Annotated in this window: 18 protein-coding genes; 6 read left to right on the top strand and 12 right to left on the bottom strand. The window is 66.1% G+C overall.

The window, feature by feature from the left end; translation table 11 throughout:
* Positions 1-198: 198 nt before the first annotated feature.
* The 6 genes from QZH66_RS05030 to hutI form a co-directional block, all read right to left on the bottom strand.
* Positions 199-2,328, bottom strand: a complete 2,130-nt coding sequence (locus QZH66_RS05030) for a TonB-dependent receptor (RefSeq protein WP_305804868.1) — start codon at positions 2,326-2,328, stop codon at positions 199-201.
* Between the two features lie 567 nt (positions 2,329-2,895).
* Positions 2,896-3,705, bottom strand: a complete 810-nt coding sequence (locus tag QZH66_RS05025; protein WP_305804867.1) for a restriction endonuclease — start codon at positions 3,703-3,705, stop codon at positions 2,896-2,898.
* 560 nt (positions 3,706-4,265) lie between these two features.
* A complete protein-coding gene (gene hutU, locus QZH66_RS05020) occupies positions 4,266-5,936 on the bottom strand; it encodes a urocanate hydratase (RefSeq protein ID WP_305804866.1) in 1,671 nt (556 codons plus the stop codon).
* Positions 5,933-6,778, bottom strand: a complete 846-nt coding sequence (hutG, locus tag QZH66_RS05015) for an N-formylglutamate deformylase (protein WP_305804865.1) — start codon at positions 6,776-6,778, stop codon at positions 5,933-5,935. Before hutG ends, hutU begins: the two co-directional genes overlap by 4 nt.
* 600 nt (positions 6,779-7,378) lie before the next feature.
* A complete protein-coding gene (hutH, locus tag QZH66_RS05010; RefSeq protein WP_305804864.1) occupies positions 7,379-8,935 on the bottom strand; it encodes a histidine ammonia-lyase in 1,557 nt (518 codons plus the stop codon).
* Positions 8,936-9,063: 128 nt separating this feature from the next.
* Positions 9,064-10,272, bottom strand: coding sequence for an imidazolonepropionase (hutI, locus tag QZH66_RS05005; RefSeq protein ID WP_305804863.1), 1,209 nt, complete (start codon positions 10,270-10,272; stop codon positions 9,064-9,066).
* A gap of 61 nt (positions 10,273-10,333) precedes the next feature.
* Between hutI and QZH66_RS05000 the strand changes: the two genes are divergently transcribed.
* The gene (locus tag QZH66_RS05000; RefSeq protein ID WP_305804862.1) at positions 10,334-11,704 is read left to right on the top strand and encodes a formimidoylglutamate deiminase; all 1,371 of its coding nucleotides are present in this window, start codon (positions 10,334-10,336) and stop codon (positions 11,702-11,704) included.
* A gap of 49 nt (positions 11,705-11,753) precedes the next feature.
* Positions 11,754-12,482, top strand: a complete 729-nt coding sequence (hutC, locus tag QZH66_RS04995; RefSeq protein WP_305804861.1) for a histidine utilization repressor — start codon at positions 11,754-11,756, stop codon at positions 12,480-12,482.
* A 34-nt stretch (positions 12,483-12,516) separates the two neighbouring features.
* Here the strand turns inward: hutC and QZH66_RS04990 are convergent, their stop codons facing one another.
* From QZH66_RS04990 to QZH66_RS04975, 4 genes are all read right to left on the bottom strand, one after another.
* Positions 12,517-13,512 carry a restriction endonuclease gene (locus tag QZH66_RS04990; RefSeq protein WP_305804860.1) on the bottom strand — a complete coding sequence of 332 codons (996 nt, stop codon included), beginning with the start codon at positions 13,510-13,512 and terminating at the stop codon, positions 12,517-12,519.
* A 427-nt stretch (positions 13,513-13,939) separates the two neighbouring features.
* Complete coding sequence (locus QZH66_RS04985; RefSeq protein ID WP_305804859.1) at positions 13,940-14,758, bottom strand: YggS family pyridoxal phosphate-dependent enzyme; 819 nt, start codon at positions 14,756-14,758, stop codon at positions 13,940-13,942.
* A gap of 560 nt (positions 14,759-15,318) precedes the next feature.
* On the bottom strand, positions 15,319-15,804 hold the full coding sequence (locus tag QZH66_RS04980; protein WP_305804858.1) for a phasin family protein: 486 nt from the start codon (positions 15,802-15,804) through the stop codon (positions 15,319-15,321).
* An 81-nt stretch (positions 15,805-15,885) separates the two neighbouring features.
* Positions 15,886-16,161 carry a polyhydroxyalkanoic acid system family protein gene (locus QZH66_RS04975; protein WP_305804857.1) on the bottom strand — a complete coding sequence of 92 codons (276 nt, stop codon included), beginning with the start codon at positions 16,159-16,161 and terminating at the stop codon, positions 15,886-15,888.
* Positions 16,162-16,279: 118 nt separating this feature from the next.
* Between QZH66_RS04975 and QZH66_RS04970 the strand changes: the two genes are divergently transcribed.
* The 4 genes from QZH66_RS04970 (at position 16,280) to aroA (ending at position 21,063) form a co-directional block, all read left to right on the top strand.
* Positions 16,280-17,089, top strand: a complete 810-nt coding sequence (locus QZH66_RS04970) for an FHA domain-containing protein (RefSeq protein ID WP_305804856.1) — start codon at positions 16,280-16,282, stop codon at positions 17,087-17,089.
* Between the two features lie 160 nt (positions 17,090-17,249).
* The gene (serC, locus tag QZH66_RS04965; protein WP_305804855.1) at positions 17,250-18,335 is read left to right on the top strand and encodes a 3-phosphoserine/phosphohydroxythreonine transaminase; all 1,086 of its coding nucleotides are present in this window, start codon (positions 17,250-17,252) and stop codon (positions 18,333-18,335) included.
* A 78-nt stretch (positions 18,336-18,413) separates the two neighbouring features.
* A complete protein-coding gene (gene pheA / locus QZH66_RS04960; protein WP_305804854.1) occupies positions 18,414-19,622 on the top strand; it encodes a prephenate dehydratase in 1,209 nt (402 codons plus the stop codon).
* 127 nt (positions 19,623-19,749) lie between these two features.
* Positions 19,750-21,063, top strand: a complete 1,314-nt coding sequence (aroA, locus tag QZH66_RS04955; RefSeq protein ID WP_305804853.1) for a 3-phosphoshikimate 1-carboxyvinyltransferase — start codon at positions 19,750-19,752, stop codon at positions 21,061-21,063.
* On the opposite strand, the gene QZH66_RS04950 is transcribed toward aroA, so the two are convergent.
* Positions 21,047-21,607 (bottom strand): energy transducer TonB, encoded by a 561-nt coding sequence (locus tag QZH66_RS04950; protein WP_305804852.1) that lies wholly within the window; start codon positions 21,605-21,607, stop codon positions 21,047-21,049. The genes aroA and QZH66_RS04950 overlap by 17 nt on opposite strands.
* A 103-nt stretch (positions 21,608-21,710) precedes the next feature.
* Positions 21,711-22,343, bottom strand: a complete 633-nt coding sequence (locus QZH66_RS04945; RefSeq protein ID WP_305804851.1) for a TonB family protein — start codon at positions 22,341-22,343, stop codon at positions 21,711-21,713.
* Between the last annotated feature and the right edge of the window lie 115 nt (positions 22,344-22,458).

The raw sequence follows: 22,458 nt of genomic DNA, 5'->3' as shown, positions 1-22,458 counted from the left end.
GTTTGCATCCACGCGCAGCGGAGGGCTGCCGCGCTCAATCAGTCGCCCGCGCCGCGCAGTTGCGAACGCTGCCCACATCCCATTTCCGCTGCGACCTTGGCCGCGGAAGTCGGATAGGACGAGTGATGTTTCCGGCGTCGTGGCAATCAGCCAAAACCTCGGGCAGGACCGGGATGGCGTGCGGCATTGCCGCTGCGCTCAGTCGAATCTCCAGCGCAGCCCGGCGTACATCCCGAACCCTTCGCCCGGAGTGGAGCGGGCCAGATCCTTGCCGGCATCGTCATAGCCCGGGGTCACCGTGGCGGCATAGTGGCGGTCGCCCAGGTTGCGCAGCTCCAGCCAGCCCTGCCAGCGGCCGCCGGGCGCATCAACGCCGAGCCGGGTGCCGAAGATCAGATGGCTGTCGGCGTAGAAGGTGTTGGCATAGTCCACCGCCATCGTCGATGCGTATTCGGTAGTGAACCCGGCGTACAGGCCGGAAGGATGCTGGTAGCGCAGCTGCGCCTGATAGTAATGACGTGGCAGGCCGGGCAGGCGGTTGTCGCCAAAGCGCGCATCATGGCGGTAGCGGAAATCGCTGAAGGTATAGGCCTGACGCAGCGACAGCCGGCCGGCGTCGCCCTGCCACAAGGCGCTGTCGAGGCCGGCTTCCAGCCCACGATGCACGGTGGGGCTGGCGTTGTTTTCGGCCACGAACAGATTGGGCAGCGGTTGCAGTTCCACGCTCAGCAGCTCGTGGCGCACATGGGCGTAGTAGCCGGTCAGCTCCCAGCGGCCAAGCGGGCCATCGCCGCGCGCGCCCAGTTCCAGCGTGCTGGCGCTCTGGTTGTCGAGCGGCACGGCGGCACGCTGGCGACCGCTGGAGGGGCCGTGGCCAGGCGCGAAGTACCGGTTCGAGCCCCAGATCATCGACCACGGGTGCGCCGGTTCGACCGAACGGCTCAGGTTGCCGAACCATTGCGTTGCCGGCGTGGCCTGCCAGCTGAAGCCTACGCGCGGGGCGTAGTCCCATGCGCGTCCGGCAAGGTTTTCGTCAGTCACCGGCCAGGTCACCCGTACCTCGCGCCGGGTGTGGATCAGCGCCACTCCGGTCTGCAGCCGCAGGGTGTCGCTCAGCGCCAGATCGTTGCCGACGTGCAGCACGCTGTCAGTGCCGTGGTGCATGAAGTCGCGGGTAGGGGTGCCGGCCGGGTAGCCGTTGTTGGCAACGCGCAGGGTCTCGCGCACATCGGCGTCGAGGTCATGGGTCACGCGCACACCGACAGTGGTGACGCTGTCGTGGCCGAACAGCGCATGCCGGCGCCGGTAATCCAGCGTGCCGTTGAGGTTGGCGTAGTCCAGCTGCTGCCGGTACAGGCTTTCGTTCAGATCCATCGGATAGCGGTGATAGACCAGCCCGGCCTGCAGCGAGGAATCGGCGTCCAGTTGCAAGGTGGTGGTATTGCCGATCCAGGTGCTGCCCGGCTGTGGGCGGCGCGCATCGATCGCCACGCTGGCGGGGTTGGCGGCGCGCGGCTGATGGCGGATCTGCTCACGGGTCAGTCGCCCGGGTGTCTGGTGATCGGTCTGGCGATAGCGCACGGTGAAACGGGTCTGCAGCTCCGGGCTGATCTGCCAGCCGAGGTTCGCCGCCATGCCTTTCCCGTTGCCGGCGGCGTGCTGCTGGTAACCGTCATACGCGCTGTCGGTGTAGGCCAGGAAATAATCGGCATCGCCCGTCGCGCCGGCATAGGCCACGCTGCGTTTCTGATAGCCATGGCTGCCCGCTTCGTAATGCAATTGCAGTCCCGGCGAATCGCGGCCGCTGCGGGTGACGTAATTGATCGCCCCGCCCAGCGCCAGCGCACCGCGGTCAAAACCGTTCGCCCCGCGCAGCACTTCCACCCGGCTCAGCCACAGCGGCTCCAGCAGCTCATACGGGGTGCCGCCGGGGCCGCTCAGCGGCAGGGCGTCGAGCGATACCGAAACACCGGAGGCGTGCGCGCCGGGCCCGCGATTGATGCCCGAGCCGCGGATCGACACCTTGGTGCCTTCGTTGCCAGGCGATTGCGCGTTGATGCCCGGCTGGTAAGCCAACACATCGGCGGTACCACCGACCCGGCCCCGGCCAACGTCGTTGAGATCGATCACGTTGCTGCCGCCGGCAACACGGTGCAGCGCCTGGCGTGCCTGGGTGGTGGCATCGGTAGCGGTCACCTTGACCGAATCCAGGGTGACGGCCTGCCCGGAAGGCGCGGCATGTGCGCTGGCAGTGGCCAAGCCGGTAAGAACCGCGATGGAGGTCAGGGACAGGGCAGGGGAACAGGGGCGGAACGGGAAGACAGGCATGCGTAGATCGGTTCTGGCAGAGAGGTTTCGCCCGCCGCCGTTGACAGCAGCACAGGCGCAGCCGCGAGGAGGCGGCTGCGGCAGGGAGCTGGCGTCGGAAGGGAAGGGCAAAGACGGGAAGGAGCGGATATCGAGAGCGTTCGCGCGAGGCAAGACGGCCCTCTGTAAACCTTGTTATTTTTTTGAAAGTTAACAGAAGGCGTACCCTCCGTCACTTCAAAAGTGTCATTCCCGGCCGATAGAATCGGTCCGAGTGTCGATCAAGCCCACGTATTTCATGGATTTTTAAGGATTTCCCGATGGTTCTGGAAAGCTAGGCCCAGCACTGCGCCCCATCCCTGGATCGCGTTGCCGAGCCGACTTGCGCGGGAGCGGGGTCGAGTGAAGCCGAGCTCCAGGTAGCGTTATTTCCGGGCCCATGCAGGAAGAACGTTTGAAGGTGGGGGATTACCGTGGCAGTTGGGATTGCCCGGATATCACCGGCGCTGACCGCGGGGTTGCCGCTCCGCGATCTTCTCCAGTAGGCAAGGCCGAAAATCAGGGACAGAAGAACTTGATCCGGTGTGTTCAGCCGGTTCCCCGGCATGCGGGGAACCGGCTGCACCCCTTGAAGACATCTCCCGTTCGCCGGTTGCGACGCTCGACCATTCCGGCACCGCACCGGGGGCAGGGAAATACGCCATCGGCTGGGCGGTTGCCGACTGTCTCAACACGTCCGGCAGAAGGAGTCTTGGCATCCGCCTGGGGCGGGGCCTGCGCCGTGCGGATCATCCGCAGCAGCTCTTCGCCTGTCACCAGCTCGATGGGTTTGCCATCGGCAAATACCTCTGCAGCATGGGTGTAGGTTCCGGTGCTGACGATCTTCACCGCGTCGGCGTTGTAATGGACCAGCAGGCCGTACATCTCGCGGACGACGGCGACGCCCACCTGCTGTCGTCTCCACTGTTTGCATTGGACAAGGGTGCGGTGTCCGCCCTTGTGCAGGACCAGATCGATACCGCCATCAGGGCCGGGCCGGTGATTTTCATCGACGCTGTATCCCTGGCGCCGGAAGGCTTCGCCGACCAGCTGTTCGAAATTTCTCCAGCCGGTGGAGAGGCTTTCCAGATTGGTCCGGGTATCGAGCAGGCGGCGCCTCTTCCGGGCGTTGAAGAACGATGCCAAGGCGCCGAGCAGGCAGGCCACCAGCCAGAACCACGCCAGCAGTTTGAGCATTGGCGAGAACGCTGGTGCCAGCATGCCGCCGGTATTGAGCAGCCAGCCGGCGAGTCCATATCGGATAAACAGGAATCCGATGACGGCAAGTGCCACGCCGCCTTGCCACGGCATTACTGCCACAGCGTCCATCAGTCCATTGGGTTTGCGCTTGCGTCCCATGCAGCCCCCTGTAGCTGGATGGACCATAGCAGCGCCGCGGATAAAAGGCAGCCAGCCAGAAAGGCAGCGGCACTGGGTTGCTGTTGCTGGCAGCATTTGAATTTCCAAAGCCGTGAAAGCATGCCGAGCATCGCAGCGTAGCCGGGGGGAGAAGGCGCGGGTGTCTGAGCGCAGCGAGTTCCGCGCCGCCCCGTTCCGCGAGAAACGCAGGGTACCGATGCGGCTCTACCGCATCGGTACCCGTCCGGCGCAAGCGGTTTGACTCGCACCGTGGTGCTCGCCCTTCGGGCCGGCTTCGCCGTTCGTCGCTACGCTCCGTTGGTTACTTTTGCTGCGTCAAGCGCTCTTCAACGGCCGAATGGCTGGTCAAAAGTGACCCGGTTGCGACAGCAAACGGAATGCCTTTGATCTTGATTTTCCGTTTCCAACGAAGCTGGGTTGATGAAGCCAACCCAGCCTACGGCTCTGAAATTTGGCAGCAAGACAAAAGGCAGCCCGGAGGCTGCCTTTTGCGGTTCTGCGAATAACCGAGCGGGATGTTTCCGCTCCGGCAGGGTGAATCAGCCGAGAATCCCTGGCAGGTCCAGCCCCTTTTCCTTCGCGCAGTCGATGGCGATGTCGTACCCGGCATCGGCGTGGCGCATGACGCCGGTGGCCGGGTCGTTCCACAGCACGCGGGCGATGCGCTTGTCAGCGGCTTCGCTGCCGTCGCAGACGATCACCACGCCCGAATGCTGCGAGTAGCCCATGCCGACGCCGCCGCCGTGGTGCAGGCTGACCCAGGTGGCGCCGCCGGCGACGTTGAGCATGGCGTTGAGCAGCGGCCAGTCGGAGACGGCGTCGGAGCCGTCCTTCATCGCTTCGGTCTCGCGGTTGGGCGAGGCGACGCTGCCACTGTCCAGATGGTCGCGGCCGATCACCACCGGCGCGCTGAGTTCGCCGTTGCGGACCATCTCGTTGAAGGCCAGGCCCAGCTTGTGGCGCAGGCCCAGGCCGACCCAGCAGATGCGCGCCGGCAGCCCCTGGAAGGCGATGCGCTCGCGCGCCATGTCCAGCCAGCGGTGCAGGTGCGGGTCATCGGCGATGATCTCCTTGACCTTGGCGTCGGTCTTGTAGATGTCTTCCGGGTCGCCGGACAGCGCGACCCAGCGGAACGGGCCGACGCCGCGGCAGAACAGCGGGCGCACATAGGCCGGCACGAAACCGGGGAAGTCGAAGGCGTTCTTCAGACCCTCGTCGAAGGCCATCTGGCGGATGTTGTTGCCGTAGTCCACCGTCGGGACGCCGGCGGCGTGGAAGGCCAGCATCGCCTCCACATGTACGCGCATAGCGGCCTTGGCGGCGTCACGCACCATCGAAGGGTTGGCCTTCTGTTCGCTGAGCCACTGCTCGACCGTCCAGCCGATCGGCAGGTAGCCGTGCACCGGGTCGTGGGCGCTGGTCTGGTCGGTGACCGCATCCGGGCGCACGCCACGGCGGACCAGCTCGGGCAGGATCTCGGCGGCGTTGCCGAGCAGGGCGATGGACTTGGCTTCACCGCTGGCGGTGTACCTGGCGATGCGGGCCAGCGCGTCGTCGATATCGGTGGCCTGTTCGTCCACGTAGCGGGTGCGCAGGCGGAAATCGATGCTGCTCTGGCGGCATTCGATGGTCAGCGAGCTGGCACCGGCCAGCGAGGCGGCCAGCGGCTGCGCGCCGCCCATGCCGCCGAGGCCAGCGGTGAGAATCCACTTGCCGGTGAGGCTGCCGCCGTAGTGCTGGCGGCCCATCTCCACGAAGGTCTCGTAGGTGCCCTGGACGATGCCCTGGCTGCCGATGTAGATCCAGCTGCCGGCGGTCATCTGCCCGTACATCATCAAGCCCTTCTTATCGAGCTCGTTGAAGTGCTCCCAGTTGGCCCAGTGCGGCACCAGATTGGAGTTGGCGATGAGTACGCGCGGGGCGTCGGGGTGGGTGGGGAACACGCCGACCGGCTTGCCGGATTGGACCAGCAGGGTCTGGTTGTCGTCCAGCCGCTTGAGCGTTTCCAGAATCTTGTCGTAGCTCTCCCAGTCGCGCGCGGCACGGCCGATGCCGCCGTAGACCACCAGCGAGGCGGGGTCTTCGGCCACTTCGGCATCGAGGTTGTTCTGCAGCATCCGGAACGGCGCTTCGGTCTGCCAGGACTTGCAGTTGAGCGTGGCGCCGCGCGGCGCGCGTGGGTGGCGGGAAGGATCGTGACGGGTGTTCATGCATCTCTCCGGGAAGCAAAGTCGAGGCAGGCGCGCAGCACCTGTTGCAGGGTGTCGCGCAGTGCGGTGGCGTGACCGGGGTCGTAGGGCGAGGGCCAGTTGTGTTCGTCGATCCGTGCCGGCTCATGCATGTATCCGCGACAACCCAGCTCCATCTGCAGGGTGTGCACGCCGGCGGGGATGTCGCTGTAATGGCGGGTGATCCAGCCACCCTTGAAGCGGCCGTTGCGCACATGGCTCATGCCGCTGAGCGAGCACAGGTTGTCGACCACATCGGCCAGCGCGTTGTCGCAGGAGGTGTCCGGCTCGCCAGTGGGACCGGCGGTGCCGAGGTTGAACTGCGGCAGCTCGCCCTCGAACAGGTGCGGGATGCGCGAGCGGATCGAATGCGCGTCGTAGACGACCACGCTGCCGTGCTGCGCGCGCAAACGGGCGATTTCCGTTTCCAGTGCGGCGTGGTAGGGGTCGAACCAGATCGCCCGGCGTCGCGCGATTTCGGCCTCATCGGGGACGCAGCCCTCGCGGTACAGCGGCTGGTTGTCGAAGGTGGTCAGCGGGCACAGACCGGTGGTGTTCTGGCCCGGATACAGGCTGATACCGCGCGGATCGCGATTGACGTCGATCACCGAGCGCGAGATAGCGGTGCGCACGGTGGTGGCGCCGAGGTCTTTGGCGAAGGCGTACAGCTCGTGCACCCACCAGTCGGCATCGCGGCGCGCCAGCCATGGCGAGACGAAGTCACCAGCCAGTTCTTCGGGCAGCGCGGTGCCGGTATGCGGAAAGCTGAGGATCAACGGCGCATCACCGCGGTGGATCTGCAGCCAGTCAGGTGCGTGGGTCATGGCAATCTCCTGAAGCGTGGTGCGGGTTTGGTTGGTGGCTGAAGACTGGCAGAGGAGCGCCCCTTATCGGGCGCTTCGCGCCACCTTCTCCCGCACGCGGGAGAAGGGAGACCTGCTGTGCAGGCAGGTGGCCGCCACCGTGCGCGCACAGATGCGGCCATCCGCTCCCTTTCACCGCTTGCGGGGGAAGGTGCCCGCAGGGCGGATGGGGGCGCTGTTCGAGACGGCTGGCAGAAGCGTCCTCACCCGGTATCGCGTCGCCCTTTCGTCCGCTGGCGAGTGGAGGGAGTGCGGGCCGGGCTGGCCTGCGAAGAGCGGCTTCATCGGGCGCGTCGCCTTCTTCTGCGAGCGCGGCAAGGGAAGGGAAACGCGGCGGTGCGCGCGGGATATCAGTGCTGAGCGCGCACAGATGCGGCCATCCGCCCCCTTCCACCGCTTGCGGGGGAAGGTGCCCGCAGGGCGGATGGGGGGCGTTGTTGGACGCAAACTGCAGAAGCGCGCCCATCCGCTGCCATGCACCACCTTTTCCCGCTTCCGTTGCACGCGGGAGGAGGGAGGGCAACGCCGGAGACGTCAACGGCTGGGTGCCCACGCTTCGGCTCATGCGGAGCGGCCAGCCTCTGTCGCATCAACGCCCGGCAGTGCGATATCGATGCTGCGGGCAAGGGCGCCGCTGCGTACCAGCGTGGTGGCGGCGAGCATGTCCGGGTGGAAGTAGCGGTCGTCCTGCAGCGTGGGCACCTGCGCGCGCAGCGTGGCGCGGACGGTCTCCAGCGCGGCGCTGGAGGTCAGCGGGGCGTGGAAGTCACAGCCCTGCGCGGCGGCCAGCAGTTCGATACCGACCACATTGGCGGCGTTCTCGGCCATCGCCAGCAGGCGCCGGGCGCCGTGCGCGGCCATCGACACGTGGTCTTCCTGGTTGGCCGAGGTCGGGATGGAATCGACGCTGGCCGGGTAGGCGCGCTGCTTGTTCTCCGAGACCAGCGCCGCGGCGGTGACCTGCGGGATCATGAAGCCCGAGTTCAGGCCCGGCTTGGGGGTGAGGAACGCGGGCAGGCCGGACAGCGCCGGGTCCACCAGCATCGCGGTGCGGCGTTCGCTGATCGAGCCGATCTCGCAGATCGCCATCGCCAGCATGTCGGCGGCAAACGCCACCGGCTCGGCGTGGAAGTTGCCGCCGCTCAGCGCCTCGCCGGTATCGGTGAACACCAGCGGGTTGTCGGACACGCCGTTGGCTTCGATCTCCAGCGTGGTGGCGGCCTGGCGCATGACGTCGAACGCGGCACCCATCACCTGCGGCTGGCAGCGCAGGCAGTACGGGTCCTGCACGCGCACGTCGTTGTCGCGGTGCGATTCGCGGATGGCCGAACCACTCATCAGCTGGCGCAGGGTGGCGGCGGTGGCGATCTGTCCGCGCTGGCCACGGATGGCGTGGATGCGCGGATCGAACGGGGTGTCCGAGCCCTTGGCCGCTTCCACCGACAGCGCGCCGGTAACCAGCGCGGCCTGGAACACGGTCTCGATCTCGAACAGCCCGGCCAGCGCGTAGGCGGTCGAATACTGGGTGCCGTTGAGCAGCGCCAGGCCTTCCTTGGCGCCCAGCGTCAGCGGCGTCTGGCCGATACGGGCCAGCGCCTCGGTTGCCGGCAGGCGCACGCCATCGACGAAGGCTTCGCCGACGCCGATCATCACCGTGGCCAGATGCGAGAGGGGGGCCAGGTCACCGGAAGCGCCGACCGAGCCCTGGCACGGAATGACCGGAATGAAGTCGTGCTGCAGGAACGCTTCCAGCAGCGCCAGCGTCTTCGGCTGGATGCCCGAGGCGCCCTGGGCCAGGCTGGTGAGCTTGAGCGCCATCATCAGCCGAACGACATTCGCCGGCATCGGCTCACCGACACCGGCGGCGTGGGAGAGCACGATATTGCGCTGCAGGGTTTCCAGGTCCTCGCGCTCGATGCGCACGCTGGCCAGCTTGCCGAAGCCGGTGTTGATGCCATACACGGGATCGCCCTTGGCGACGATGGCCTCGACCACCTGCGCGCTGCGCAGCACCGCGGCCTGCGCGGCCGGGTCCAGCTGGACGCGCGCGCCGTCATAGATCTGCCGCCATTGCGAAAGCGGCACGTGGCCGGGGCGAAGGGTGAGGCGGGAACTCATGGGGTTACTCCATTGGATATGCGAAGCGGAATGCCTGTGTTGGTGTAGGAGCGAGGCAAGTCGCGAGCGTGTTTTGCAGGAAAGCTTCGTTCGCGACTTGCGTCGTCCTACACGGAGGGCCGTGTTTGTCAGGGGGCAGGTTCGCCGCGGAAGACGCGGGCGTGCAGCGGGTTGAAACCCATGCGGTAGACCAGATCCGCGGGCGCTTCGATGTTCCAGATCGCCAGGTTGCATTCCAGCCCCGTCGCCAACCGGCCGATGCGCCCATGGCGGCCCAGCGCGCGGGCAGCTTCGCGGGTGAAGCCGGCGATGCACTCGTCCACGGTCATGCGGAACAGGGTGGCGGCCATGTTCATCGCCAGCAGCGGGCTGGTCAGCGGCGAGGTGCCGGGGTTGCTGTCGGTGGCCAGCGCCAGCGCAACGCCGGCTTCGCGCAGTTTGCCGATCGGGGGCAGGGTGGTGTCGCGGGTGAAATAGAACGCGCCGGGCAGCAGCACCGCGGTGGTGCCGGCCGTGCGCATCGCGGCGATGCCGGCATCATCCAGATGCTCGACATGGTCGGCCGACAGCGCACCAAAGCGCGCAGCCAGCTCGGCGCCATGCTGGTTGGACAACTGCTCGGCGTGGATCTTGATCGCCAGCCCGTGCCGCTGCGCCGCCTCGAACACCTGCTGCGCCTGCGCCGGGGAGAACGCGATGTTCTCGCAGAACACATCGACCGCCTCGGCCAGCGCCTGGGCGGCGATGGCCGGGATCATCACCTGGCAGACTTCGTCGATGTAGTCCTGCCCATCGCGACCGGGCGGGATGGCGTGGGCACCCAGGAAGGTGCGGACGACCTCGACTTTGCGCAGCTGGCCCAGTTGTCGGGCCACGTGCAGCTGTTTGGCCTCGTCCACCAGGGTCAAGCCGTAGCCGGATTTGATCTCGAGGGTGGTGACGCCCTCGGCCAGCATCGCGTCCAAGCGCGGCAGGCTGGCGGCAAGCAGTTCGGCCTCGCTGGCGGCGCGGGTGGCGCGCACGGTGGAGACGATGCCGCCGCCGGCGCGGGCGATATCGGCATAGCTTGCACCCTGCAGGCGTTGTTCGAATTCGCCGGCGCGGTTGCCGGCATAGACCAGATGGGTGTGGCAATCGATCAGGCCGGGGCTGATCCAGCGGCCGTTGCAATCAATGCGCTCGTCCGCCGCGAAGACCGGCGCCGCGCTGGCCGGGCCGACATGGACAATGTGGCCCTGCACGCTGGCGACCACGCCATCACGGATCACGCCCAGGCCGTTGCCGGCGGCGTCCAGCGTCATCAGATGGGCGTTGTACCAGACGGTGTCGCAGCGCATGGGGGCACTCCCGGATATATTTGTATATACAATAATGGCGGCAATCGGAGAGTGTCCAGCGATGGAAACGAAAGAGCAGGCAAGCATTTCTTTCTGGGCGCGGCAGGCGCTGCTGCCGCACGGCTGGGCGCAGGACGTGCGCATCGAAGTGTGTGGGAACGCCATCACTTCGGTTCAGCCCGGTACCGCCACGCGCCCGGGCGACCGGCCGCTGGCGATCGCGATCCCGGGGCTGGGTAACCTGCACAGCCATGCTTTCCAGCGCGGCATGGCCGGGCTGACCGAGATTGGCGGCGCCCGTGGCGACAGTTTCTGGAGCTGGCGCGAGCTGATGTACACCTTCCTGGACCGGCTGGATCCGGACAGCTTTCAGGCCATCGCCGAGCAGGCCTATGTGGAAATGCTCGAGTCGGGCTTCACCCGCGTCGGCGAATTCCACTATCTGCATCACGCCATCGACGGCACGCCATATGCCAACCGCGCCGAGATGGCTGCGCGCGTGGCGGCCGCAGCGCACACCAGCGGCATCGGCCTGACCCTGCTGCCGGTGTTCTACGCACATGCGGACTTCGGCGGGGCACCACCGAATCCTTCGCAACGCCGCCTGATCCATGACGTGGAGGGCTTCGCCCGGCTTCTGGAAGGCTGCGCCCGGGCGCTGGCACCACTGGACGATGCGGTGTTGGGCATCGCCCCGCACAGCCTGCGCGCGGTGACCGGGGCCGAACTGGCCGCACTGCTGCCGCTCAACCGCGGGCCGGTGCATATCCATATCGCCGAGCAGACGCGCGAGGTCGAGGCCTGTCTGGCCTGGAGCGGCCAGCGCCCGGTGCAATGGCTGTATGAGCAGGCCCAGGTCGATCACCGCTGGTGCCTGGTGCATGCCACCCATGTCGACGCCGCGGAGCTGTCCAGCATCATCGCCAGCAATGCGGTTGCCGGGCTGTGCCCGATCACCGAGGCCAACCTGGGCGACGGGGTATTTCCGATGCAGGCCTTCGCCAGGGCGGGGGGGCGTTTCGGCGTGGGTTCGGATTCCAATGTGCTGATCGATGCGGCCGAGGAGCTGCGCCTGCTCGAATACGGCCAACGCCTGCAGCTGCGCGGACGCAACGTGCTCTCGCCGGGCGCGCAGTCCAGTGGCCGCTGGCTGTACGAACAGGCCGCGCAAGGCGCGGCGCAGGCCTTGGGCGTGGAACATGGCTTGCGCATCGGCGCACCGGCCGATCTGGTCGAGCTGGACCCGGAGCATCCTGCTCTGCTGTCGCGCAGCGGTGATGCCTGGCTTGACAGCTGGTTGTTCGCTGCACGTAATGGCGCGGTGCGCTCAGTCTGGCGTGGCGGGCGCGAATGGGTCCGGCATGGCCGCCACCTGCAGCGCGATTCCGTCGCCAGGCGTTTTTCCGCGGCACTTTCCAGGGTGCTGGCGTGAGCTGCCGATTGGCCCCTGGCAACACCGCCTCCCCGCAGGAAACCCGCGAGTGAAGGGCAAGAAAGCACCCACCCTCAATCATCGTATCCGCAGTGAAATCGAAGGCCGCATCCTCAGTGGCGAGTGGCGGCCGGGCTTCCGGATTCCGTTTGAACACGAGTTGATGGAGCAGTACGGCTGCTCGCGGATGACCGTCAACAAGGTGCTCACCGCACTGGCGGAGAACGGCATGATCGAGCGCCGCCGCCGCGCCGGCTCGTTCGTGGCCCGGCAGCATCCGCATCTGGAACAGGTAGCGCTGGAAATCCCGGATATCGCCACGGCGGTAGCCGCGCGTGGCCATCGTTACGCTTACCAGCTGCTGGATCACCAACACCGGCGCGCCAATCGCCAGGTAACCGATGAAGTCGAGCTGGTGGGCGAGGGCATGTTGCTGGCGATGCGCTGCCTGCATCTGGCCGACGGGCAGCCGTTGGCCCTGGAGCAGCGCCTGATCAACCCGGCGACCGTGCCGGAAACCCTGGATGTGGATTTCTCGCAGACCGCACCGGGCAGCTGGTTGCTGCAGAACGTGTCGTGGACCCGGGCGCAGCACCGCATCAGTGCGATCGCCGCCACCGCCGCCGAAGCGGCCCTGCTGCAGGTGGAGGCCGGCGCCGCGTGTCTGGTGATCGACCGCCAGACCTGGCGTGGCGACCAGCCCATCACCTGGGTACGGCAGATGTTCCTGGGCGGTTCCTACGACCTGGTCGCGCGCTTCGCGCCGGGATCGCGCTGACGTCGGCCGCCAGGACCGGCGGCCGTGTTGCGACTCAGATCGTGCTGCACTGGCGCCAGCGCACCGGCTCGTTCGTGCCGGGGCGCGGGTTGAGTTGGATGCGCACGGTACGCAACGCCGGGTAGCGCTGCACTTCCTTGCAGATCAACGGCCAGGTGGCATCGTCGTCGCCGGTGCGATCCACTGCCAGGGTAAGCCGGGTGAGCCAGATTCCACTGGTGATGCCGGGGGTGCGAGCCAACGCCTTGGACACCGCTTGCTGGTAACGCTTCAGCGTTTCATCGTCCGGGTTTTCCAGCAGATCCTGCGCGGCAACCACGGCAGCGGTCGGAGTGGCCGGCGTGGCCTCATCGCTGGCCATGACCGTGGCCGTGTCCGCAGGCGCTGCCGCCGCCGGCACCAGGGGGGCTTCCGCTGCAAGTTCGGACCTGCCGGTATGCGATGTCAGGTAGCCCATACCCACCAGCAGCCCGAGCGTGAGGGATGCCAGGGCGGCGATTCCGATCCGGCGCTGCGCTTCACGCTGGGCGGCGGTGGTCACCTGGGACTCCATTTCGGCCGGGACATACGGTTTGAGAAACGGCCACAGGTGGCGGGCATCCAGCACTTCGATGGACTGTTTTTCCGCCGCCACCAGGCCGTCGCGCTGGACCTTGCCTTCGGTGATCAGAATTCCGCCGCGGGCGCCTGCCAAGCGCAAGGCAGAACCCAGTTCGTTGACCGCGGCTGATCCGATCCGGTAGGCGCGGCCGTGCTTGCACGAGAGCAGCCAAGGCTGCCCGTTCTGCAGCATCAGGAAATCGCTGCTGGGTTCGCGGTGGTCTTCCCCGGTTGTCGGCATATCCTGCATGCCGCGCTGTTCGCTCATCGCGCGGCGCACGATCCGCGAAAAATCGCGCCAATGCATCCCTGCCAGCGCACTGACCCCAAGACTGGCTTCGGTATTGCGACGTTGGACCAGCCAGAGATAGGCGGAAGAAAGGCACCAGACAAGCAGGGCCAGAACCAGTGCCAGAATCCAGGAAAACATGTACGTACCTGAAGCGGATAATTTGAACAGACGCCGAGTCTATCGTTGTTTGCCGCATCCGGGCTGGGCAGTGTTCAACGGGATCGCGACAGCCCCGCAGGGGATGCTTCAAGTACCTTCCCAATGTCCTGCCGGCATCTCGCCTCAGCCGTAGAAACGATGCGATCAGGGTGACGATTGCACAGAACGCCTGGCCCGCCAGTGGGCAATCGTGGCGCTGGGAATGATCGTCAACATGGAAGTGGAATCCTGGAGCAGGCAGGCGCCGGTTGCAGGCAGTTGCAGCAATTGCACACGCCCGCCCGAAGCCGCCGGCTGGGCGCCAACCCTGCGCGATTGCCGCCAAGCCGCTACGCCGGCTTCCCGGCTCCATCGGGTGACAGAGCCGACGGCCATGTGCGTGCACAGCCCGGCGTGGCGAGAGCTGTCACCTGGCGCCGGCCGGCGTCGGCCAGTACAGGCTGTCGGGCGTGGCACGGGCGCCATAGATCGCCTGGCCGACCCGCACCACCGTCGCGCCTTCTTCAATGGCGATCTCGAAATCGCCGGACATGCCCATCGACAGCTGGTCCAGTCCGATCGCCGCGGGTGCCTGTTGCCGCAGTTGATCGCGCAATTGGCGTAGCCGGATGAAGCATTGGCGCACGCGTCCGCTGTCGGCTGACAGCAAGGCCAGCGTCATCAATCCGCGCACCCGCAGCGCGGAAAACGCGGGCAGCTCCTGCAGGAAGCCGGCCACCTCGGCGGGCGGAAGGCCGTATTTGCTGGCTTCCCCCGAGGTATTCACCTGTACTAAGACATCCAGGCTGCGGCCCTCGTGCTGCAGGTGCCGGTCCAGTGCTTCGGCCACGCGCAGGCTGTCCAGCGCCTGGAACTCGTCCGCAAACCGCGCCACCCGCTTGGCCTTGTTGGTCTGCAGATGGCCGATGACCGACCAGCGCAGATCTCCAAGGTCCTGCATGGCTTCCCATTTCTGATAGGCCTCCTGCACTTTGTTTTCGCCCAGGAAACGGCAGCCCGCCGCGTATGAAAGCCGGATATGGGCCTCATCGATGGTCTTGCTGACCGGCAACAGCCGTATCTGATCGGCGCTGCGGTCCACGCGATGGCAGGCCGCGGCAATCCGGGCGTTGATCACCGCCAGGTTGCGGCGGAAGTCCTCGACGGTTTCCGCTTTCAGATACTGGCCATGCAGTGCCTGTGGGGTCGGGGAATCTGTGCGGGTGTCGTTGCGGGAAATCTTCATGGCGGCGTTCATCGAATCTGCTGCGGGCGCAGGACTGGCGCGTCCATCGCGGGCGCCCGTGGAGGCCTATTTTTGCATCCGCAGCGGGGACAGGAGCAATTGCAGTTCCCGCGTGAATAGCGCCGCGCGACCGGTGGTTCGCACGGGTCACCTTCGCGGTCCATGGACGCGCCGAAGAAACGCAGGACAGCATGCAATCACGTCCAGTTGGGTCAAGCCGGAAATCGTTGCAGCTGCGGTGATCGCGCGCCGCCCGGACGAAAGGCCTCGCCGCGGGCCCTGGAAAATGAGCGGACGGGACAGCGGCGGACTACGGCCAAACGGGGTAGGCCGATATCCAGTATCAATGGGAGGACGCCCCAGATCTGCGGGGCGGGGTGGCACACGCGGTGCTGGCGCACGTAAAAACGCGGCCGCAGTGCTCTGCCGCGCTTTTCCAGATGGATGCGGGCCCACGAAAAACCCGCCATCCGGGCGCCGTGAGGGGAGGGGATCAAACGGCGCTCGGTGTTGCTGGCGGGTGCGGGCTATTTTCGCCGAACTTATGCTGCTTTGCAACATCACTCGGTGTGCGGCGGCGTCGCAGTCCCGGAAGAGTGCTCCGCGTCGTGGCGGGCAGCGTTGGCTTCGCTACGGTTGAGGCGGCTGTTCAGCGCGTCGAGGCGCTCGTTGAGTACTTCGATATCGTCTCGGGTGGGAATCTGCAGGCGCCGCAGAACCCGCTGCACACGGTCATCAAAGCTCTTCTCGACCCGGTCCCAGGTGCCGGCCGCACGTTCGCGGGCCTGGCCCAGGGTGGTCTCCACCGTGTCACGCAGGCTGTCGCCGCGTTCGGAATCCTGGCGAGACCGCGCTTCCCAGGATTCCCCTTCCTTGACCAGGGTTTCAAACAGCTTGCCACCTTCAGCCTGCGCGCGACCCAGCGCACCCAGACCGGCCAGCCATACCTGGTGGGCCGACTCGCTGACCCGGCGGCTCAAACGTTCAGCTTGATCGTGCAGGTTCGGGCCCGATGCAGCATCAGAGGTGTGGTCGTGTTTGGTCATGGGCATGCTCCCTTGGGATTGATCGCGTCCCAATCAGCCTAGCCACAGCGGGTACTGCGCCACGTGATGGCGTTATGACCTTCAGCCCAGCTTGTCAGCCAGAACCCGCTGGATTTCCGACTCGACCATTCCCTTCATCGCCGACAACAGGAATCCCAGCTCGGCGGTCACCCGCACCTGGCTGGGCAGCAGTTCGATCGCACCCTCCACGCCGGAGCGCGAAAAACGCAGGATCTCGCCGTCCCAGCGCGAGTTCATCTCGAACCGCTCCTGCAGCTTGCGTGCGACCTCATCAATCGCGGCGCGGGCTTTATCGGCAGGCAGGGAATGGGCGTGGCGGATATCGATGGTGGACATGGAACTCCTGACGGTACGGCATGGATTGGGAGAGCGGCATTGTGCGTATCCCCGCGCCACAGTCCAAGTGCCCATGCACTATCTTCTGCATCCCGGGTCAACCTGATAGGCTGCGCCGGTGCCTAGCCTGCAAGTCCATTTCAGCAACCGCCAACAGCCCGATCAGCCATTGCAACCGGGTGTGCAGCGCATTGTGCGTCATGCCTCCGGCACCGTGCGGCTTGACGATGGCAGCGTCGGTCCGTTGCTTCTGGCCCAGTACTGTCTGGATGATCGCGGACTGTGGCTGCAGGTCGCCAACGGCATCCGTGGCATCCACGTCAACGGTCGTCCTGTGAGGCGCATGGCAATGCTGCGCGCCGGTGATGCGGTGTATGCCGATGGCGTGGAAATGGTGGTGCGCGGCGATTGTGAAACGCTGACGCATCCACCCGGGCCCGTCGCGGTCGATGCGGACAACCCTCAGGTGCTGTTGCGGGGAGTGGGCGGTCAGCACCACGGTCGCAGCTTTACCCTGGATTCTCCGCGGCTGGTGGGGCGTGGCCGCGAGGCCGATATCGAGATCGACAATCCCGCGTTCGCCGCCGGCCACGCACGCATCGAGTGCCACGGCGACAAGGTGCTGCTGCGGGATCTGGGGTCGGCCGACGGCAGTGTCGTCAATGGCAATCCGGTGAGGCATTGCTGGCTGCAGCCGGGCGACCAGGTGGTGTTCGATGGCCATCATCGTTTCGTGCTGGAAGTGCCGCTGCTGCCGCGTCCGCCCGCCTGCGAGGGGAAGGCCTCCAATGACGACGATGCCGGTGCGGCCGAGGCGATGCCGGTTGCAGCGGCTACGCGTCGGTCGCGGCGCTGGCCGTGGTTGTTGCTCAGCGCCGTGCTGCTGGGCGTGCTGATCAGTGCGTTGCTGTTGTTCGGCGCCCGCTGATCGGCAAATTTTCGCGCTGTTGCTGGCATTGTCCGGACGATAGAGCGGGAGCTGGCATGCGCGGTGCACTGCGGTAATTGGGTGCAAATGCAACCAAATTCCACCGTCCCCAAGCCTGTTGCGCTGCGGCATACTAGGGCCAAAGTCCTACAGGTGTGAGATGACGCGCGCATTCAATTTCAGTGCAGGCCCTGCAACGCTGCCGGAGCCGGTCCTGCGCCAGGCGCAGGAGGAAATGTTGGAATGGAATGGCGCAGGTGCTTCGATCGTGGAGATCAGCCACCGCAGTGCCGAGTTCATGGCAGTAGCGCAGCAGGCCGAGACCGATCTGCGCACGCTGCTGGGCATTTCCAACGACTATGCGGTGCTGTTCCTGGCCGGGGGCGCCACCACCCAGCAGGCGTTGTTGCCGTTGAATTTCGCCGCTCCCGGTCAGCGCGTTGACCATGTGGTGAGTGGCCACTGGGGCAAGACGGCGATCAAGCAGGCGCGGCCGTATGTCGACGTCAACATCGCCGCCACTGGCGAGGCGGACGGTTTCCACGACATTCCGCCACGTGCGTCCTGGCAGCTCTCGTCCGATGCCGCCTATGTCCACATCACCGCCAACGAAACCATCCATGGCGTCGAGTTCCGCGACAACCCGGACGTGGGCGATGTGCCGCTGATTGCCGATTTCAGTTCCTCGATCGCCTCCGAGCCGATCGATATCTCCCGCTACGGCGTGATCTATGCGGGCGCGCAGAAGAATCTGGGACCGGTCGGGATTTCGGTGGTGATCATCCGCCGCGATCTGCTCGAGCGCAGCGGCCAGCCGCGCGCCGACATCTTCGATTACCGTTCCCACGCCGCGCGTGATTCGATGCTCAACACGCCGCCGACCTGGAACTGGTATCTGGCCGGGTTGATGTTCAAGTGGATGCTGGCGCAGGGCGGCGTTGAAGAGTTCGCTCGCCGTAGCGCTGCCAAATCGGCAAGGATCTATGCCGCCATCGATGGCTCGGGCGGTTTCTATCGCAACGAGGTTGCAGTTGCGGTGCGCTCGCGCATGAACATCCCGTTCTTCCTGCCCAGCGATGAACTCGACGCGCGTTTTGTCAGTGAAGCCAAGGCGGCAGGATTGCTGGCGCTGAAGGGGCACAAGGCCGTCGGTGGGATCCGCGCTTCGCTGTACAACGCGATGCCGCTGGCCGGTGCCGAGGCACTGGCCACGTTCATGCGCGACTTCCAGCAACGTCACGGCTGACTCCCATTGCACATCACAGCCATGCCGCTCTGCGGTGAGGGTGCTGCCATCCCCGCCTTGAAATAAACGGAATCCGATATGGCCTCCAAGCCGCCCAAGCTGACCCGCAAGCCCGTAGCCACGCGCAGTTCCGAAAAAGCGGACAAAGCCGCAACGCCGGCGAACCCCCCCAAGATCGTCAAGACCGCAAAAAGCCCGGCTGTGGCCGCCCCGGTGTTGTCGGACGTGCGCGCCAAGATCGACCACATCGACCGCAGCATCCAGGCGCTGATCGCCGAGCGCGCGCAGTTCGCCCACCAGGTCGGCAAGGCCAAAGGCAAACTGGCCGCGGCGGTGGACTACTACCGTCCCGAGCGCGAAGCCCAGGTGCTGCGCATGGTGGTGGACCGCAACGAAGGCCCGCTCAGCGATGAAGTACTGGTGCATGTCTATCGTGAAATCATGTCGGCCTGTCTGGCCCAGCAGGAGCCGTTGAAGATCGGCTACCTCGGCCCGGAAGGAACCTTCAGCCAGCAGGCCGTGCTCAAGCATTTCGGTCGCTCGGCGCTGGGTTTGCCGCTGGCCAGCATCGAAGAAGTGTTCCAGGAAGTGGAAGCGGGCAACGCCGATTTCGGCGTGGTGCCGGTGGAAAATTCCGGGCAGGGCACGATCCAGATCACGCTGGACATGTTCCTTACCTCCAACCTGAAGATCTGCGGCGAAACCGAGCTGCGCGTGCAGCAATACCTGATGTCGCGCAGCGGCCGCATCGACGATATCGAGCGGATCTACGCCCATCCGCAGTCGTTCATGCAGACCTCGTCATGGCTGCGCGCCAATCTGCCGAAGGTGGAGAAGATTCCGGTATCGAGCAATGCCGAAGGCGCGCGCCGCGCCCGCAATGCCGATGACGCTGCCGCGATCGGTGGCGAAAGCGCCGGCCACGTCTACGGTCTGAAGAAGGTGGTGACCAAGCCGATCCAGAACGATGCCGACAACACCACCCGGTTCCTGGTGATCGGCCGGCAGATCTTCCCGCCCTCCGGCCACGACCGCACTTCGATACTGGTGTTCATCCACGACAAGCCCGGCGCGCTGTTCGACGTGCTCAGCCCGTTTGCCCGCCACGGCATCAGCATGAACCGCATCGAGTCGCGGCCCTCGCACCAGGCCAAATGGGAGTACGGCTTCTTCATCGATCTGGCCGGCCATATCGAAGACCAGGCGATGCAGGCCGCGCTGGCGGAACTGGAAGCCCATTCGGCACAGATCAAGGTGCTGGGTTCGTATCCTGTGGCCGTGCCCTGATCCGGAAAGCCACGAGCGTCGAAGCCCGGCCCGAAGCACGGATGAGGGCGCTTCGCATTCCCCCACTTGCCCCAACTTCCCTTCTTTTTCGCGTTTTTGCGGAAAGAGCAGCATTCAGAGGACCCGCATGACCGCTCAGTGTTACTGGATTGCACGCAAAGGTTCCGCCCTGCAGGGCACGCTGGCCATTCCCGGCGACAAGTCGATTTCGCACCGCGCGGTGATGTTCGCCGCGCTCGCCGATGGCACCTCGCATATCGACGGCTTTCTGGAAGGCGAGGACACCCGCGCCACCGCCACGATCTTTTCGCAGATGGGGGTGCGGATCGAAACCCCCTCGGCCTCGCAGCGGATCGTGCATGGCGTCGGCGTGGATGGGCTGAAGCCGCCGCCGCGCGAGCTGGACTGCGGCAATGCCGGCACCGGCATGCGCCTGCTGGCTGGCCTGCTGGCCGCGCAGCCCTTCGATTCCACGCTGATCGGTGATGCCTCGCTGTCCAAGCGGCCGATGCGCCGGGTCACCGCGCCGCTGGCGCAGATGGGCGCGAAAATCGATACCCGGGCCGATGGCACCCCGCCGCTGCATATCCACGGCGGGCAGCCGTTGCAGGGCATCGACTACGAACTGCCGGTCGCCAGTGCACAGGTGAAGTCTGCGGTATTGCTGGCCGGACTGTATGCCCACGGCGAGACTTGCGTGGTGGAACCGCACCCGACCCGCGACTACAGCGAACGCATGCTGCGCGCGTTCGGAGTGGAAATTGAATTTTCGCCCGGCAAGGCGCGGTTGCGTGGCGGCCAGCGCCTGCGCGCTGCCGATATCAGCGTGCCGGCGGATTTCTCGTCGGCGGCATTTTTCATTGTCGCAGCCAGCATCATTCCCGGTTCCGAGGTGCGCCTGGGTTCGGTGGGACTCAACCCGCGCCGCACCGGGCTGCTTACCGCACTGCGCTTGATGGGCGCGGACATCCGTGAAGAAAATCACGCCGAGCAAGGCGGGGAGCAGGTGGCGGATCTGGTGGTGCGCTATGCACCGCTGCACGGCGCGGAGATTCCCGAGGCCGTGGTGCCGGACATGATTGACGAGTTTCCGGCGCTGTTCGTGGCCGCGGCTGCGGCCAGCGGGAAGACCGTGGTGCGCGGCGCCGCCGAGCTCCGGGTCAAGGAGTCGGACCGCCTGGCGGCGATGGCCACCGGCCTGCGTTCACTCGGCCTGCGCGTGGATGAAACCGAAGATGGCGCCACCATCCACGGCGGCCCGCTGGGCAGCGGCACCATTGAAAGCCATGGCGATCACCGCATCTCGATGGCCTTCGCGATTGCCGGTCAATTGAGCACTGGCGAGGTCCGGATCAACGACGTGGCCAATGTGGCGACTTCGTTCCCGGGCTTCGACACGCTGTCCGTCGGCGCCGGCTTCGGCCTCAGCGTGCGGTCCTGAACTCCACAGGCACCTGCACCACGCTGGCGATCGCGTGACCTTCGCGCATTGCCGGCTCGAACCGCCAGGTGCTGAGCGCATCGATCACCGCCTGGTCCAGCTGGCGGTCGCCCCTGCCGTGATGTTCGACGATCGCCACATCACGCACATTGCCATGCGCATCAACGCTGAGGCGCGCCACCACCCTGCCTTCAAGGCCGGCCCGCACCGCCGCAGGCGGATAGGCCGGCGGCAGGTTGCCTGGCAGCGGGGTCGCCCCGCGGTTCAAAACCGCCCGGACAATCCTGTGTTGCTGGCGTGCCGCCGCGGCGCTGTTGTCGGAGCCGGCCTGCTGCGTCGACCGGGTTTGCGATGGCACGGAAGCGGGAGTGACGGCGACAGGACCTGGCGTGCCGCGCTCGTGCTGCAACCACCCGATCGTGGCAATGATCAAGGCCGCCCCCAACGCCAGGCACAGCCACAACGCAACCGCCCGCCCGGGGGAGACGGCAGCCTGCGCGTTGCGCAGCCTGTCGTGCAGTTCCTGGGGATGGGTCCTCGACACGGCGCCTCGGGCGTTGCTGGAACAGCTCCAGTCTTGCGCGGAGCGAAGGTCGCAGTGTCAGCCGGCTGTGAACCCGGGGCCGGTCGGGCAGGAGGGATTCAGCTTATTGAACCGGCTTGAAATCGAAGGGGATTTCAATACTGCCCGGCACCGCCTGACCGTTGTTCTGCGCCGGCTGGAAACGCCAGTCGCGGACCGCTTCCAGTGCCGCACGATCGAGCAGCCGTGATCCGCTGCGTTGCACCAGGGTGACGGCCGCAGGCACCCCGCTGGCATCCACATCAACCCGCACCACCACCATTCCGCTTTCCCCGCTGCGCAATGCCGCCGGCGGATAGGCCGGCGCAGGACTGTGGTCTACCAGTGGCACCGGCAGGTCGCTGGCGACCGGTGCCGGCGTTGCCGCCGTGGTGCTCGGCTCCGGTGCTTCCGGCACGACCTGCGGCGGCGCGGTCTCCACCAGCTTGGGCTTTTCTTCAAGGGTCTGCGGCCGCGCATCGGGCATGTCGCTGGCCCCGGCGCTGGCGGCAAGCGGCTCGGGCAGGGGGGCAATCTCGGCCATCGGGTTGTCCGCCTGCACCGGGCCGGCCCGATACTCGTGGGTGTCGCGGCTGCCCAGCCACACGATGAGGAACAACAGCAGCCCAGCGCAGAAGGCGAGCCCTGCGATCTGCAGGCTGCGTCGTGGCAACGGGAACATGATGTGGCGGCTGGGGCGCGGGTTGGATGCAGGCATGGAGTTGACCGTGTTGACCGCTCGGATTCTGGCACAGGAAAAATGAATCGAACGGCAGAGTCGCCCGGTTCAGGCGATAATTGCGCCCAATATCCGTCCACACGTGTCGTTTGCC

It is taken from the genome of Stenotrophomonas sp. YIM B06876 (assembly GCF_030711595.1).
Taxonomy (GTDB): domain Bacteria; phylum Pseudomonadota; class Gammaproteobacteria; order Xanthomonadales; family Xanthomonadaceae; genus Stenotrophomonas.
The sequence above is the reverse complement of the archived record's forward strand: the minus strand, read 5'-3'. Positions and strand labels throughout refer to the sequence as shown.

Bases quoted from the DNA above. Each gene is read 5' to 3' on its own strand.
- hutU (WP_305804866.1), bottom strand. From the start codon at position 5,936: ATGAACACCCGTCACGATCCTTCCCGCCACCCACGCGCGCCGCGCGGC.
- QZH66_RS04990 (WP_305804860.1), bottom strand. From the start codon at position 13,512: ATGTTTTCCTGGATTCTGGCACTGGTTCTGGCCCTGCTTGTCTGGTGC.
- QZH66_RS04980 (WP_305804858.1), bottom strand. From the start codon at position 15,804: ATGACCAAACACGACCACACCTCTGATGCTGCATCGGGCCCGAACCTG.
- aroA (WP_305804853.1), top strand. From the start codon at position 19,750: ATGACCGCTCAGTGTTACTGGATTGCACGCAAAGGTTCCGCCCTGCAG.
- serC (WP_305804855.1), top strand. From the start codon at position 17,250: ATGACGCGCGCATTCAATTTCAGTGCAGGCCCTGCAACGCTGCCGGAG.
- hutG (WP_305804865.1), bottom strand. From the start codon at position 6,778: ATGACCCACGCACCTGACTGGCTGCAGATCCACCGCGGTGATGCGCCG.
- QZH66_RS04945 (WP_305804851.1), bottom strand. From the start codon at position 22,343: ATGCCTGCATCCAACCCGCGCCCCAGCCGCCACATCATGTTCCCGTTG.
- hutH (WP_305804864.1), bottom strand. From the start codon at position 8,935: ATGAGTTCCCGCCTCACCCTTCGCCCCGGCCACGTGCCGCTTTCGCAA.
- pheA (WP_305804854.1), top strand. From the start codon at position 18,414: ATGGCCTCCAAGCCGCCCAAGCTGACCCGCAAGCCCGTAGCCACGCGC.
- QZH66_RS05000 (WP_305804862.1), top strand. From the start codon at position 10,334: ATGGAAACGAAAGAGCAGGCAAGCATTTCTTTCTGGGCGCGGCAGGCG.
- QZH66_RS05025 (WP_305804867.1), bottom strand. From the start codon at position 3,705: ATGGGACGCAAGCGCAAACCCAATGGACTGATGGACGCTGTGGCAGTA.
- QZH66_RS05030 (WP_305804868.1), bottom strand. From the start codon at position 2,328: ATGCCTGTCTTCCCGTTCCGCCCCTGTTCCCCTGCCCTGTCCCTGACC.
- QZH66_RS04975 (WP_305804857.1), bottom strand. From the start codon at position 16,161: ATGTCCACCATCGATATCCGCCACGCCCATTCCCTGCCTGCCGATAAA.
- hutI (WP_305804863.1), bottom strand. From the start codon at position 10,272: ATGCGCTGCGACACCGTCTGGTACAACGCCCATCTGATGACGCTGGAC.
- QZH66_RS04985 (WP_305804859.1), bottom strand. From the start codon at position 14,758: ATGAAGATTTCCCGCAACGACACCCGCACAGATTCCCCGACCCCACAG.